We start from the raw sequence: 13,428 nt of genomic DNA, 5'->3' as shown, positions 1-13,428 counted from the left end.
AACCAGGTTTTTTCAAAGATACGATAATTTTAGAATGATTATAGCATTTTTTTGAGAGTAAAACGTTAGAATATTGAATATTCCGATAATATATTTTAAAATTCAAGCCCTCTCCATCAATAAACGGAAAAGGCTTGAATTTGCATATCCGCTGGCTGCTTGTTACCTGACGATAAACCAATACACACAGACAATTCCGAGGTCTGCCAATCCGTGGCCGATGACAGTAGCGGAAATCGCAGCGGTTTTTTCACGAATATACCCCCAGAACAACCCGGCAATCAGTACAGGCAGCACCGCGACCATGGCATATCCCTCCTGGAAAAGATGGATAACCGATAAAATATGGTACAACGTATAAAAAAGGGCAGTCATAACAATGGTATAACCCGCTCCTCTTTCTTTTCTCAGCTTATCGAACATATACCCGCGCCAGTAAAATTCCTCCAGAACCGGATTCAAGATCATCAGCACCAGCACCAGGCCAATTTCTCCTGGCCCCGAAAATCCCCATTCCAACAGCAGTACCCGCAGCGCATCAATATCAAGCAGGTATACGTGCAGCCAGTTCAAACCGCCAAAAATGAAAATGAAAAACAACAAGCCACTGCCCGTGCCCAATACCAGCGCTTGCCTGGTCACTTTCATGCTCCCTTTCGGAAACGTATGATCAAGCAATGGCACAGCAAGCAGCCAACTGTAAAACAGCAAAAATGTCAGTACGACATTTCCTGCCAGCTGCAGGCCGATAAAAATCATTACAGTCGGCCCGATCAAGCGGATCAAATTCTTCATAACCGCTCACCATTTTTCAATCCAGGCTGTCCATCAAGCGACTGCAAAAAATGATCCACCGCTTTATTGAATTCGGTAAAAGACCGAGGAGGCAATTGATGGCTTCCCCGTTTGATATACACAACTTTTGTTTGAGGAGCGGCTTTTTGAAAAGGAATCCGGTAATGGTGCATCGGCTTTTCCAGTGTCCCATACACAAGCAGAATGGGCATTTTCAACCGGTAAAGAGAATAGGTGGATTTGTAATCCAATCCCGTCCGGCAATATTCATATGCTCTTTGGGGATCCGTTTTGCGGGCAAGCTCATAAATTTTCTTCTCGTCTTCCGAATCATATTTGTTCAGTTTGGCCTGCAGTTTTGCCGCAAGCCGAATTTGACGGATTTTCGCCAAATACATCACTGTTTTAATAAAAAATTTTGGTGAGAAGTTATTCAGCTCGGAATACCCACCGGACAGAATCAGCGCTTTTGTCCGCTCCGGATATTTCAACGCGAATTCCTGGGCAATCAGCCCCCCGTGGGAATAGCCGCACAGTACCGCTTTTTCAATTCCGATGGCGTCGAGCAGTTTTTTCAACTGGTCCGCCAAAAGGTCGATGGTCAGCGGAGTATCGCCTTTTGAACTGAGACCATGGCCCGCAATGTCGTAAAAAATCGTTTTGTATTTCTCTGCAAGCCGCTCCTGGTGAACAAAGACAGTGTGTCCCATAACGAAAGGGTGGATGAAAACAAGCGGCAACCCTTCCCCTTTCATCTCGTAATACAGTGTTAATGACGGATCAAGTTCAGCGTATGGCATAGAACATCTCACTCCCAAAAGTAACAAGATACAATTATCATGAAGGAACAAGTAACCTCTAACTTCCCGGTTACACTTTCCCTTTGCTTACCCGATTATCGGGAAATCCAAAACGACAATTCCCAGAAGATGTACATAGCTTTTACAGCAGGTCTCAAAAAATAGAACAGCCGCCCCCACCGAAGCTGCCGGCTTCAGATAAGGATGACTGTTCTTTTGCTTCCATGACTGCATTTATTTATCTCATGACACTGCCTCCGGAAATTTTCACGGATTCCCCGACAATATTCCGGGCCGCATCCGTCAGTAAAAATGCAATCGTATTGGCCACTTCCAGCGGTGTTGAAAAGCGACTGGACGGGATGCTGTTTCTCGCCGTTTCCATTTCTTCCTCGTAGGACGTATGGTTCCGTTCTGCTTTTCCTCTGATGCTGTTTCTTGCCATGTCCGTATCCACGTATCCCGGACTGACTGAATTGACACGGACATTGTATTCAATCGCTTCAGCTGCCATCGATTGTGTCCAGCCGACCACCGCAAATTTACTGGCTGCATACGCCGTATTGCCATGCGTGCCGCGCAGTCCGGACAGCGAAGCAAGATTGACAATATCCCCTTCTTTGTTGTCCATCATTTTTCTGTAAACGGCTTTTGTTAAATGGAATGTCGATTTAAAGTTCACGTCCATCAATCGTTCAATAAACTCTTCGTCCAGGTTTTCAACTGTCCTGCCTCCTGAAACTCCTGCAGAGTTGACCAGTCCATTGATGAAACCCAATCGGTTCTCCGCATTTTCAACCAAACTGTCACGGTCTTCTTTGTCCGTCAGGTCTGCAGCTTGGCTGAATACTTTTTCTTTGTCGGTAAGCTGAAATAGTTCCTGTTCCAACTCATCCAGTTTTTCTTTGTTCCTCCCTGTAATGGTGATACGGGCTCCCATGGTCACCACCAGCTTAGCGGTTTCATAACCGATTCCTCCTGTAGCACCCGTGACTAGAACATGTTTGTGAGCCAATGCATCATTTGAAAAGATAGACATCCAATTCCTCCTTTGATATTCTTCAGTTCCACTTTGGATAACGGATATTTTCCTTCTGCTGTTCAAGCGCGGCTTTGTTGTTTTTCACCATCCGGTCGTAATGGAGGCGGAACATTTTCTCCGGATTTTCGTGTTCAATGAAATCCATGGCATCAAAAGCTTTTTTTACTTCTTCCATATGCCTTGTGATGTCTTTAAGAAAAGCCCGTGTATCTTTGTCCAGGCTTTTCCACCCATTCTGGGTTTCCAGATATGCTGCGAACGCTTCGATGTCTTCATGGTGTTTCAGCAGTACAGAACCGGATCTATACTGGAACATATCCAGCGATACCGCCGCTTTTTGGACTTTTTCAACGTCTTTTTCAGTAATCAGCCGTCTTTTCAGCACATCGTTTTCATAGTAGTCTTTATACTCTGCCATAAATTCATTGATTTCTTCCTGCAGCTTCAGCAGCTTCGCATAAGCCGCTTTTCCTGCTTGGACCTTTTCATCCCGGCTGTCCACCAACAAGTCCAGGGGCTGTGTGTAAAACGACAGCTTTACACTCGACCGCATTGTTCCGTTCTGGTAGACGTTCGATCCCAGGTCTGAGAACAATGCCAGTGGCCGGTGGGCTTTCATGGCATCTTCCACGTTTTCTTCCCCCGGAGTAAAGAACCCTGAAGCTATCGGGGTTTTACGCCTCGTATAAACGACGACATAATAAGGGTTTCCTTTTTCCTCCCAATAGATCGGATTCACCATCATGCCTTCTGTCCATTTTTTGTACTTCTTCGCTTTTTGAAGAATCGTCTTCCTGGTTTCTTTGTCCATTTTCTTCCCCCGCTTTTTTATAACTTTTTCTTTGAAGAACTCATGTTGGAACATCTCCTTTCCATTCTGATGCAAAGATTCTGAAATTTCCAGTCCTACTCTCCTTATTCTTCGATTCCTCCCTGTATGTTTAACGATGTTTTGTTTTAGGAACATACACAGTAAGAGGATTTATAAAACGGGAGGGACTTGTACATGATAGACAAAAACGAAAGAAAAGAAGAAATCGCAGAAGACTTGAAATCCGAAATGCCCGCCAAAGAAGTGAAAGACGGCGTTGAAATTTCCAACCCATTGGAAATTGTGCAACGTCTGCTTGAAGTGGCAGTAGACGATCTCGGCCTGCCGCGCGGCGTCTTCGAAATCTTAAAAAAACCGAAGCGCATCATGAAAGTTTCGATTCCGGTGCGGATGGATGATGGCAGTTACCGGGAGTTCGAAGGGTTCCGTTCTCAGCACCTGGATGTACTGGGTCCGACGAAAGGCGGGGTCCGTTTCCATCCGGCGGTCACTGAAGACGAAGTAGCTGCATTATCGATGTGGATGTCGTTGAAAGCTGCAATACTGGGTATTCCCTACGGAGGCGGTAAAGGCGGGATTGTGGTAAATCCCAAAGAACTGTCCAAGCGGGAACTGGAAGAACTGAGCAGAGGATTCATCAGAGAGCTGGAACCGATTATGGGACCGGAAAAAGATATTCCCGCACCTGATGTGAACACCACTCCTGAAATCATGGGGTGGATGATTGATGAATTCTCCCGCCTGAAAGGGAAAAACGTGCCGGGTACAGTTACAGGCAAGCCGATTATCCTGGGTGGTTCCCAGGGACGGGTGGAAGCAACAGGAAGAGGCGTCGTCTTTACCATTGCAGAAGCGGCGGAGCGGTTGGGCCTTAAGCTGGAAGGCATGACAGCTGTCGTGCAGGGCTTTGGAAATGTCGGCTCCATCACCGCAAAGCTGTTGGCAGAAAGAGGCGTAAAAGTAATCGGCATTGTTGATGCCGGCGGTGGTGTTTATCACGAAGAAGGGCTCAATATTGCGGAATTGATCGATTACGCCAAAGAAACGGGAACGGTCAACGGATTTAAAGATTACCCTTCGATGACGAACGAAGAACTGTTCCAGGCGGAATGCGATATTTTGATCCCCGCTGCACTTGAAAACCAGATTACCGGAAAAACCGGTCCGGCCATCAAAGCGAAAATCGTCGCAGAAGCAGCAAACGGACCATCCACTCCAGAAGGTACTGCAGCTATGGAAAAAAACGGCATTACGGTGATCCCCGATATTTTATGCAATGCCGGCGGAGTTACTGTCTCTTACTTCGAATGGGTGCAAAATACTACACACTTGGCGTGGACAGAAAAAGAAGTCAATGAACGGCTGTTCACCGAAATGACTGAAGCATTCAACGATGTTTTCGAAATGAAAGAACAGAAAAACTGCACTATGCGGGAAGCTGCCTACCTGGTTGCTGTGGAGCGCATCGCCCAAGCAATGGAAGCCAGAGGCTGGATATAAAAAGCCGAAAGAACAGAATGAGCCACCTTGTTCAGCAATCATTGAACAAGATGGCTCATTTTTTTCATTTAAACAGGCGGTTGAACAAACGGCCTGTCGCTTTTCCGGTTGCCCGGCGCAGCAAGCGCTTGCCGATGGTCCCGCGTTTGACGGCATTTATGTCGCCCAGTATCCTCGCCAGGAAGTAGAAAATCGACCTGATTTTGCCGATACTCATTTGGCATTCCCCTTTTTTATATGACAGTCAGCAGGACAATACCTGTCCATTTAAATCAATAAATTGAACAAAGTCGGGTCGTTGTTGATTTCTTTATAAGGAAACCCGTTTTTTGTCATCCGTTCCACAAGCGGGGCATAATCTTCGCGGCATTTCAGTTCAATGCCCACGATGACTGGACCTGCTTCCCGGTTTGTCCGTTTGGTGTATTCAAAATGAGTGATGTCGTCGTGTTCCCCCAGAACCTGTTCCATGAACTTGCGCAAAGCGCCGGCACGTTGCGGGAATGTGACGATAAAATAATGTTTTAATCCTTCATAAATGAGGGACTTTTCTTTGATTTCCTGCATGCGTTCAATATCATTATTGCCGCCACTGATGACACAGACGACATTTTTCCCTTTGATCTCTTCTTTATAGAAGTCCAGAGCCGCTACCGATAAAGCCCCCGCCGGTTCGGCCACAATGGCATTCTCGTTGTACAGCTGCAGAATCGTCGTGCAGACCTTGCCTTCCGGAACAGCTACAATGTCATCCAGCACGTCCTGGCAGATGGCCATCGATAAATCACCGACCTGTTTGACGGCGGCTCCGTCAACAAATGTATCAATCGTATCGAGACGGGTTACCTCCCCGTTCTTCAACGACGCTTTCATACTGGCAGCACCTGCCGGCTCAACACCGATCAACTTGGTGAATGGGCTGATACCTTTCATGTAGGATCCGATTCCTGATGCCAACCCGCCACCGCCGATGGCACAAAATGTATAATCGGCCGGCTCCTGCATATCGTTCAAGATTTCCACAGCCACGGTCCCTTGCCCTGCAACAATCTGGTTGTTGTCAAAAGGATGGACAAATACTTTTTCTTCCGTTGTGCAATATTCCATAGCCGCTGTGTAAGAGTCGTCAAAACTGTCGCCAATCAGCACGACTGAGACATGTTCACCTCCGAAACGCTTGACTTGAGAAACTTTCTGTCGCGGAGTGGTCAACGGCATAAAGATCTTTCCTTCAATGCCGAGTGCGTAGCATGAGTATGCCACCCCTTGGGCATGATTTCCGGCACTGGCGCAGACAACGCCTTTTTCGCGGTCTTCAGCGCTTAAGCTGCGGATGAAGTTATAAGCGCCGCGCAGCTTGAATGAACGGACGACCTGCAGATCTTCCCGTTTCAAATAGACGTTGCAGTCGTAACGAGCAGAAAGAAGCTCATTCTTTTGAAGCGGTGTTTTGATCACTACGTCTTTGAGCGCCTGATTGGCCACCATAATTTCTTCGACTGAAACTCTCGACAATTTTACGTCCCTTTCCATCTCTGTAATCGTGCTTTTTGCCATAGATGTCACCTTCTTGTTTTAGTTATTCACTTACTCTAACATAAAGTCATCAGTAATTCATGAAAAATTTCGACAATTTTCTGAAGTTCACTTTCCTGATAAATGAAAAAAGCCGCGTCCCAAAATCAGGAACGCGGCAAGCTTAACGGAATATTACGCTAAAATGTTGTAACAGGAAAAGAAATCCTTATTGAACCGTGACAATCGGCTGCGCTTGCTCAAATACCGTCCGTCCGGCCACTACTGTTTTCACGGCTTGCGCCTTGAGCATGTCTTCAGAAGTTCCAGCAAACAAATCCCGGTCGAAAATGGAAAAGTCTGCAGTATAACCGGTTTTGATCAATCCCCGTTCATGCTCTTTGCAGATGGCTTGCGCACTGCCAACTGTGTAAAGGCGGATTGCTTCAAAACGTGACAGTTTCTGTTCCGGCAAATAACCTGTATGCGCGGCTCCCGAACCAGGCTTCTTGCGTTCTACCGCTGCATAAATGGAAAGCAGCGGGTTGATTTCTTCCACCGGTGCGTCCGTACCGCCAGCACATAAAATGCCGCGGTCCATCAGTGTTTTCCATGGATAGGCATAATTGATGCGGTCATCACCAAGACGATTGATAACCCACGGAAAGTCGGAAGTGACAAAGGAAGGTTGGAGATCCACCACAACAGGCAATTTGGCCATTCTTTCAATCAGCGCTTCATTTACTACACACGCATGAATCAAGCGATCCCGCTTGCCGCTTGGAGCCGGATACTTTTCAATGGCACTCAGCACTTGCTCCGCTGCCGCGTCACCGATGATATGAACAGCAACTGCTTCTTTGTACCGGCGAGCCAGTTTCACCAACTCTTCCAGTTGTTCGTCTGTCTGGATCAACAATCCTTTGTTGTCCGGCTGGTCCGTGTAAGGTTCCAATAACGCCGCAGTCGAACCGCCCAATGCACCATCCGCGAAAATCTTCATAGCTCCCGGTTCAACAAAAGGCTCGTCAAACGCCACATTCGCTTTTTCCATCTCTTCGAAAACTGCATTGTGGCGCAGCAAATTCACACGGAAATGCCGCTTTTCACCAATCGCTCGTTTGAAGGCTGTTAAAGGATTGGTAAACTCACCGAAATAATGCATTTCTTCTGTGTGACCGCCCGTCAATCCAACAGACAGCATGTCATCAATCGCAAGATTCAAGGCTTCGGTCAAATACTCGATATAGTCTTCCCCTTCTTTCGGCAGCGCATCTGTAACAGCGGTTGAAGCCAGATCATACAGCAGGCCGTTCAATTCGCCGTCCTCGTTCCTCCCGATTTCACCGCCCGCCGGAGCTTCGCTTTCTTTCGTCAGGCCACCTGCCGCCAAAGCACTGGAATTGCCAAGCACGACATGGTGGCAAACCCGTGTCAGCAATATCGGTTCCGTCCGTATAGCATCAAGCTCTTCCTTAGTCGGAATGCGCGGCTCCGCAAAATTATTTTCATTCCAGCCTTCACCAAAAAGCCATTTGTCTGCCGGCGTATTGTCAGCAGCCTGTCTGATCATCTCCAGCATTTCTTCGGCCGATCGGGCCTTCGACAAGTCCAGACGAATCAATTTTTCGCCCTGGAAAATCATGTGGAGATGGCTGTCCACAAAACCGGGATACATGACTGCCCCCTGCAAATCCATGCACTCGTCAGCTTGGCCTTGGAGCTCCTCGACTGTTCCCGTTGCTGCAATTTTGTCATCTTCGACAAGGACCGCTTCAACTGTTTCGTGTTCCTGTTCCATTGTGTAAATTGTTCCGCCATGCCAAAGTTGTTTCATCCAAAACCCTTCTTTCTTTAATCTTGCAATATATGCGGTGTTTCCAATAAGGTTCGCTGCACCATAGCACCTGAAAAGAGCATAAAGAAAACGCCTTGAGTTGAACAAACTCAGGGCGTTATTAGTCATCGTCATAACCTCTAAGCTTTTATCTCTTTGGAGATAGCGCAACTCAATAAACCCATTCAGCTCATCGAGACAGTCCTGCAGTTATTCACTGCAAGCCCAGCATGCATCAGTGAGAGCCAATGCAAACTTCGGCGACATTTCCTTCTTCCCAGTTTCACCGTTTCCTCAAACTCCACTGGGAACTAATAAATACCGCGCCTCTACCTCACCGAAAAAAGTGAGGTTGTATTCAATTTTGATACAGTAGAATAATAGGATAAGACGGTTGAATTGTCAAGGTTCGAGTGAGGCGGGCGGGCATTTATCACTGGTGCAGTTTTTGGCCTTTTCCGAGTTGACTTTATGTCTTTTACTGAGAAATCGCTATATGATAGAGATACAAATGGACACGGCTTATTTCAAAGCCATTTGCTTCGCTGACTACAGCCGCCCGCCACCGTTGAACAGAGTTCACTTTACAGCAAAGGATGATTTTTATGAAAGCGCCCTCATTTTTACCTCTTTTGATTTTTCTGGTCCTTGGATTAAGCGCCTGCAGCAGCAACCCTTCGGATGCCACGATAAATGCAGAGCAGCTCAATGACGGCAAAACCGCCCCTGTTTTTGAATTGATGGATCTTGAAGGCAACACACATGACCTGTCAGACTACAAAGGCCAAAAAGTATACGTGAAATTTTGGGCGTCCTGGTGCTCCATCTGTCTTGCAGGAATGGAAGAACTGAATACATTAGCTGGTGAAGATACGGATTTTGTTGTTTTATCCATCGTTTCACCCGGTTCAAATGCTGAAAAAAACAGTGAGTCTTTCGCCAACTGGTTTGAAGGTGTGGACAATACATCAAATATCACTGTGCTGCTGGATGAAGGAGGTACGTTTTTCGATCAATACGGCGTCATCGGTTACCCCACTTCTTCTTACATCGGTTCTGACGGCGTACTGGTAAAAAGCGCGCCCGGCCATTTCAGTAACGAACAAATCAAAGAAACATTCAATACCATTCAATAAGGAAAGGCAGTCGATTTAAAATGACCATCAAACGATTCGGCTTGTTTCTCTTTTTGTTGCTGCTGTTAGTCGGTTGTTCCACCGGAAACATTGACAATGCCGGTGAAACCAGCGCACAGCCAGCAGGAACTCAAACCGAAGAAAGCTCTTCAAAGTTTCCTGATAATCCAAACACAGAATTGGAATTCGACACAAATAACCTGCAGGAAATCTGGCTTGCAGGCGGCTGCTTCTGGGGAGTCGAGGCATACATGGCCAGAGTTTACGGTGTTTATGATGTGACTTCCGGCTATGCCAACGGCGACACCGAAAACCCGACGTACGAGCAAGTCATCCGGGAAAACACGGGCCATGCTGAAACCGTCCATGTACGCTACGACCCGGAACGCGTAGACCTGGAAAAATTGTTATCCCATTATTTCCTGATCATCGACCCGACTTTACTGAACCAGCAGGGAAATGATCGCGGTGAGCAATACCGGACAGGAATCTATTATGAAAACGAAGCAGATCGCACAGTGATTGATCAGGTAATGGTTGAGGAATCGGCGAAATACGATGAACCAATTGTAACCGAAGTCGAAGAATTGGAGCATTATTACCTGGCCGAAGAGTATCACCAGGATTATCTCGAGAAAAACCCGAACGGTTATTGCCATGTCGAGTTCGATTCGTTGGAGGACCAGGAAATCCCGGCGCTGATCGACCCGGCGATGTACCCGAAACCGAGCGATGAAGAGTTAAAAGAAAAATTGACAGAGGCTCAATATAAAGTGACGCAGGAAAACGACACAGAAACCGCTTATTCCAATGAATACTGGGACCTTTATGAACCAGGCATTTATGTCGATGTAGCTACCGGAGAACCGCTTTTCTCTTCAGCCGATAAATACGATTCCAAATGCGACTGGCCGAGTTTCACCAAACCGATTGAGCCGGGTGTCGTTACCGAACATACAGACACCAGTTACAATATGGTCCGTGTGGAAGTGAGAAGCCGTGCCGGCGACAGCCATTTGGGCCATGTATTTGAAGACGGCCCGAAAGACAAAGGCGGTTTGCGCTATTGCATCAACAGTGCTGCCATCCTGTTTATCCCTCAGGAAGAAATGGAAGAAGCGGGATATGGCTATTTGGAAGGCATGCTGTAACATCGATCTGTTTCAAAAGGCGTATCGCCAGCTTTCAGCTGAGAGATACGCCTTTTTTCTATGCCAGCCGTTGATTCCCCTCTTATTTGGCAGTGGACAGATGTAATAAAAGCAGCCGTTTCCTTATATTCACATGGTTTGATGAAATGGATTGCTTATCCTTCGTAGGCCCGCTGAAGCGCGGGCAAATCGATTTTTTTCATCTGCATAAATTCTTTTGTCACCTTTGCAACTTTTTCACTGTCACCACTTGTCAGCATCTCATTCAACGCCACAGGAACCACTTGCCAGGACACCCCAAACTTATCCTTCAACCAGCCGCATACCTGGGCTTTTTCATCTCCTCCTTCTGTCAACTTGTCCCAGTAATAATCCACTTCTTCCTGCGATTCGCAATTGACGATCAAGGAAATGGCTTCGTTGAACTGGAATGCCGGCCCTCCATTTAAAGCGACGAATTCCTGTCCTTCAAGTACAAAATCGATGGTCATGACAGTCCCTTCCGGCATGCCGTGAATTTCATGTCCTTCTTTTCCATAACGCGTCGTGCGGCCCATTTGGGAATCTTTAAAAACAGACAAGTAAAACTGCACAGCCTCTTCCGCCTCCCGGTCAAACCAGAAGTTGTTGGTGATTTTTTGGAATTTGTTTTTCATCGGATTTTTCTTCCTTCTCGACATATTGTTTTCTAAATCTTCCATGCAGCGATATAAAGAACGGCTATGTAAACAGCGACGCCCTCTTCCCTCACCGTCTTTTTTGCACCGTCCGATATAAAGAAGCCAGGATATTTCGCAAAGCATGAACCGGTGGAACCAGGCTTCTGCTTTGCCACTGAATCCATTCCAAAGCGATGAGACTCAATATAAGCCAGATCGTGCCGGCAATATATCCTGCCAAGACATCGCTTGGGAAATGTGCGCCCAAGTATATGCGACTCATGCCAATCAAGAAAATCAACGCACTTAGAACACCGACTGTCAGTCCTTCGATCCATGGTTTTTGACGCGTGCGAATCACCAGATAAATAACAAATCCATAGAAAATCAGCGAACCCATGGAGTGGCCGCTTGGAAAACTATAGCCAATGGCGTCGATTTCGGGATTAATCGACGGACGGTCTCTGGTATAAAAATGCTTCAGCAAAAGCGTCAATAACGATCCGCCTCCAACAGCGATGACAAAAAACAAAATTCCCCACTTATCCTTCAACTTCCACCATAATATACCCAGAATAAGTGCAGACAGTCCGCCCAAAAACCACACGGCCCCCAATTCGGTAATAAACTTCATCACAGCGTCCATTGATTCTCCTGCCATCGATTCGAAAAGGCGAATGATTAAGACATCAAACAGACCAAACTCTTCTTCCATCACTTCTTCTGCCACTTCCGCGAACAGCACGATAAAAAGGCCTGCCAGCCCCAACCCGCTCAGCAACAATAAAAATGCAATTCCCGCTTTCTGACTTTCCTGCTGCATCCGACCGCTCCTTTTACGTTCTCTACTACAGTTCTTACCCGCTTTGTACGGGAGTTATGTGCTGCCCGACAACAAAAAACCAGTTCAACAGGTTTTCTGCTGAACTGGTTCTTAATTTCTTTTCTTATTTCATGACGATGGTCGCTCTTGTTACTTCACGCGCCGCTGATTTGTCCAATGCAAGCTTGATTTCATCCATTGAAAATTCGGCATCAATCATTTCATCGAACGGGTATCTGCCTTGTGTATCTGCCAGGAACTTCAAGGATTTATACAAATACCATGGATTGTAACGGACCACCGGGATAATTTGGATTGACTTTCGTGTCAACAGGCCGGGGTCAAACTCGACCATTTTCCCAGGTGTAACATTTCCGATTGTGACGTACTTGCCGCCTGGTTTGATGTAGTGAATGCCTTCTGCAAAAGCGGCTGGAACACCGGCTACTTCCATCGCAAAGTCAGCCCCGACTCCTTCCGTCAGATCAAGAACTGCGTTTGTCCGATCTTCCAGCGTCTCGTAGTCATTGAAATTGATGGTGTGATCTGCACCGAATTTTTTTGCCTGCTCCAATCGGCTTTCCACCCCGTCCACGACGATAACCGTAGCCCCTTTTTCTTTCGCAACGGCGGCTGCATTCAAGCCGAGGCCGCCCGCCCCTTGAATCACAATCGACTGTCCATATGTAATACCGGCTTTGTCCAATCCAAAATATACTTGAGACAATGCACAGTTGGCACTGGCTGCCGCTGTTTCCGAGACGTTGTCAGGAACTTTGTAGAAATACTGATCCGGATGGATGTAATAGTGCGAAGCGAACGTTCCGTGGAAATGCGGGCTCACTTCCGGCTGCTGATTCCAGAAATCATAGGCATGTTCACACAGGTGAAAATGGCCATCACGGCAAGCAGCGCATTTTTTGCATGTAATGTAGTAAGCGGAAACAATCCGGTCTCCTTTTTGGATAGGGGTTCCTGCATAATCAGTTTCGACGCCTTCTCCAAGAACATGTACTTCCCCGATCATTTCATGTCCCAGAACCCCTCTTCTTTTGGTCGGATGCTGCCCTCTCCAAATATGCAATTCCGATCCGCAGATGTTCGAGCGCAATACTTTTAAAAGAACAGCCCCCTGTCCCGGAGTCGGCAAATCGTAATCCCGATAACTCAGTTTCTCCGGCTCATCCATTACGGCGACGGTCCCTTTTTCGTTCCCCATGTTTCATTCTCCTCTCTTATGTGTACTTCCATCATTAATTATAGCGCTACCGAAATTTAAAAACTATAATTTTTCCGATTTATCAGAATAATGATTATTGAAGAATTCATCACAATAAA

13 protein-coding genes and 1 riboswitch are annotated in these 13,428 nt (G+C 46.7%); of the genes, 3 read left to right on the top strand and 10 right to left on the bottom strand.

The window, feature by feature from the left end:
- Window positions 1-162: 162 nt before the first annotated feature.
- From EEX84_RS11450 to EEX84_RS11435, 4 genes are all read right to left on the bottom strand, one after another.
- Window positions 163-795, bottom strand: a complete 633-nt coding sequence (locus tag EEX84_RS11450) for a CPBP family intramembrane glutamic endopeptidase (RefSeq protein ID WP_123165781.1) — start codon at window positions 793-795, stop codon at window positions 163-165.
- Entirely contained in the window at window positions 792-1,595 is an 804-nt protein-coding gene (locus EEX84_RS11445; RefSeq protein WP_123165780.1) for an alpha/beta fold hydrolase, read from the bottom strand. Before EEX84_RS11445 ends, EEX84_RS11450 begins: the two co-directional genes overlap by 4 nt.
- A gap of 238 nt (window positions 1,596-1,833) precedes the next feature.
- On the bottom strand, window positions 1,834-2,634 hold the full coding sequence (locus tag EEX84_RS11440; protein WP_123165779.1) for an SDR family NAD(P)-dependent oxidoreductase: 801 nt from the start codon (window positions 2,632-2,634) through the stop codon (window positions 1,834-1,836).
- A gap of 22 nt (window positions 2,635-2,656) precedes the next feature.
- A complete protein-coding gene (locus EEX84_RS11435) occupies window positions 2,657-3,448 on the bottom strand; it encodes a hypothetical protein (RefSeq protein WP_148039021.1) in 792 nt (263 codons plus the stop codon).
- Window positions 3,449-3,697: 249 nt separating this feature from the next.
- Between EEX84_RS11435 and EEX84_RS11430 the strand changes: the two genes are divergently transcribed.
- Window positions 3,698-4,969: a Glu/Leu/Phe/Val family dehydrogenase gene (locus tag EEX84_RS11430; RefSeq protein WP_123165861.1), complete on the top strand. Its 1,272-nt coding sequence runs from the start codon at window positions 3,698-3,700 to the stop codon at window positions 4,967-4,969.
- Window positions 4,970-5,033: 64 nt separating this feature from the next.
- On the opposite strand, the gene EEX84_RS16610 is transcribed toward EEX84_RS11430, so the two are convergent.
- The 3 genes from EEX84_RS16610 to EEX84_RS11420 form a co-directional block, all read right to left on the bottom strand.
- Entirely contained in the window at window positions 5,034-5,186 is a 153-nt protein-coding gene (locus tag EEX84_RS16610) for a hypothetical protein (RefSeq protein ID WP_192892962.1), read from the bottom strand.
- A gap of 50 nt (window positions 5,187-5,236) precedes the next feature.
- Window positions 5,237-6,502: a threonine ammonia-lyase IlvA gene (gene ilvA, locus EEX84_RS11425; RefSeq protein WP_192892965.1), complete on the bottom strand. Its 1,266-nt coding sequence runs from the start codon at window positions 6,500-6,502 to the stop codon at window positions 5,237-5,239.
- A gap of 211 nt (window positions 6,503-6,713) precedes the next feature.
- On the bottom strand, window positions 6,714-8,321 hold the full coding sequence (locus tag EEX84_RS11420; protein ID WP_123165776.1) for an amidohydrolase: 1,608 nt from the start codon (window positions 8,319-8,321) through the stop codon (window positions 6,714-6,716).
- Between the two features lie 155 nt (window positions 8,322-8,476).
- Window positions 8,477-8,661, bottom strand: a riboswitch (Lysine riboswitch).
- A 265-nt stretch (window positions 8,662-8,926) separates the two neighbouring features.
- Between EEX84_RS11420 and EEX84_RS11415 the strand changes: the two genes are divergently transcribed.
- Both EEX84_RS11415 and msrB read left to right on the top strand, forming a co-directional pair.
- Window positions 8,927-9,457 carry a TlpA family protein disulfide reductase gene (locus tag EEX84_RS11415; RefSeq protein WP_123165775.1) on the top strand — a complete coding sequence of 177 codons (531 nt, stop codon included), beginning with the start codon at window positions 8,927-8,929 and terminating at the stop codon, window positions 9,455-9,457.
- A gap of 20 nt (window positions 9,458-9,477) precedes the next feature.
- Window positions 9,478-10,608, top strand: a complete 1,131-nt coding sequence (gene msrB, locus EEX84_RS11410) for a peptide-methionine (R)-S-oxide reductase MsrB (RefSeq protein WP_123165774.1) — start codon at window positions 9,478-9,480, stop codon at window positions 10,606-10,608.
- 155 nt (window positions 10,609-10,763) lie between these two features.
- Here the strand turns inward: msrB and EEX84_RS11405 are convergent, their stop codons facing one another.
- The 3 genes from EEX84_RS11405 to EEX84_RS11395 all read right to left on the bottom strand — a co-directional run bounded on the left by EEX84_RS11405 (window position 10,764) and on the right by EEX84_RS11395 (window position 13,309).
- Complete coding sequence (locus EEX84_RS11405) at window positions 10,764-11,264, bottom strand: VOC family protein (RefSeq protein WP_123165773.1); 501 nt, start codon at window positions 11,262-11,264, stop codon at window positions 10,764-10,766.
- 91 nt (window positions 11,265-11,355) lie between these two features.
- On the bottom strand, window positions 11,356-12,090 hold the full coding sequence (locus EEX84_RS11400; RefSeq protein WP_123165772.1) for a phosphatase PAP2 family protein: 735 nt from the start codon (window positions 12,088-12,090) through the stop codon (window positions 11,356-11,358).
- Window positions 12,091-12,214: 124 nt separating this feature from the next.
- Window positions 12,215-13,309 carry a zinc-binding dehydrogenase gene (locus EEX84_RS11395; RefSeq protein WP_123165771.1) on the bottom strand — a complete coding sequence of 365 codons (1,095 nt, stop codon included), beginning with the start codon at window positions 13,307-13,309 and terminating at the stop codon, window positions 12,215-12,217.
- Window positions 13,310-13,428 lie beyond the last annotated feature (119 nt).

The organism is Planococcus salinus, from assembly GCF_003719725.1.
In the GTDB taxonomy this organism is placed as follows: Bacteria; Bacillota; Bacilli; order Bacillales_A; family Planococcaceae; genus Planococcus; species Planococcus salinus.
The sequence above is the reverse complement of the archived record's forward strand: the minus strand, read 5'-3'. Positions and strand labels throughout refer to the sequence as shown.

Coding starts and splice junctions, on each gene's coding strand:
- EEX84_RS11450 (WP_123165781.1), bottom strand. CDS start 795: ATGAAGAATTTGATCCGCTTGATCGGGCCGACTGTAATGATTTTTATC.
- EEX84_RS11445 (WP_123165780.1), bottom strand. CDS start 1,595: ATGCCATACGCTGAACTTGATCCGTCATTAACACTGTATTACGAGATG.
- EEX84_RS11440 (WP_123165779.1), bottom strand. CDS start 2,634: ATGTCTATCTTTTCAAATGATGCATTGGCTCACAAACATGTTCTAGTC.
- EEX84_RS11435 (WP_148039021.1), bottom strand. CDS start 3,448: ATGGACAAAGAAACCAGGAAGACGATTCTTCAAAAAGCGAAGAAGTAC.
- EEX84_RS11430 (WP_123165861.1), top strand. CDS start 3,698: ATGCCCGCCAAAGAAGTGAAAGACGGCGTTGAAATTTCCAACCCATTG.
- EEX84_RS16610 (WP_192892962.1), bottom strand. CDS start 5,186: ATGAGTATCGGCAAAATCAGGTCGATTTTCTACTTCCTGGCGAGGATA.
- ilvA (WP_192892965.1), bottom strand. CDS start 6,502: ATGGAAAGGGACGTAAAATTGTCGAGAGTTTCAGTCGAAGAAATTATG.
- EEX84_RS11420 (WP_123165776.1), bottom strand. CDS start 8,321: ATGAAACAACTTTGGCATGGCGGAACAATTTACACAATGGAACAGGAA.
- EEX84_RS11415 (WP_123165775.1), top strand. CDS start 8,927: ATGAAAGCGCCCTCATTTTTACCTCTTTTGATTTTTCTGGTCCTTGGA.
- msrB (WP_123165774.1), top strand. CDS start 9,478: ATGACCATCAAACGATTCGGCTTGTTTCTCTTTTTGTTGCTGCTGTTA.
- EEX84_RS11405 (WP_123165773.1), bottom strand. CDS start 11,264: ATGAAAAACAAATTCCAAAAAATCACCAACAACTTCTGGTTTGACCGG.
- EEX84_RS11400 (WP_123165772.1), bottom strand. CDS start 12,090: ATGCAGCAGGAAAGTCAGAAAGCGGGAATTGCATTTTTATTGTTGCTG.
- EEX84_RS11395 (WP_123165771.1), bottom strand. CDS start 13,309: ATGGGGAACGAAAAAGGGACCGTCGCCGTAATGGATGAGCCGGAGAAA.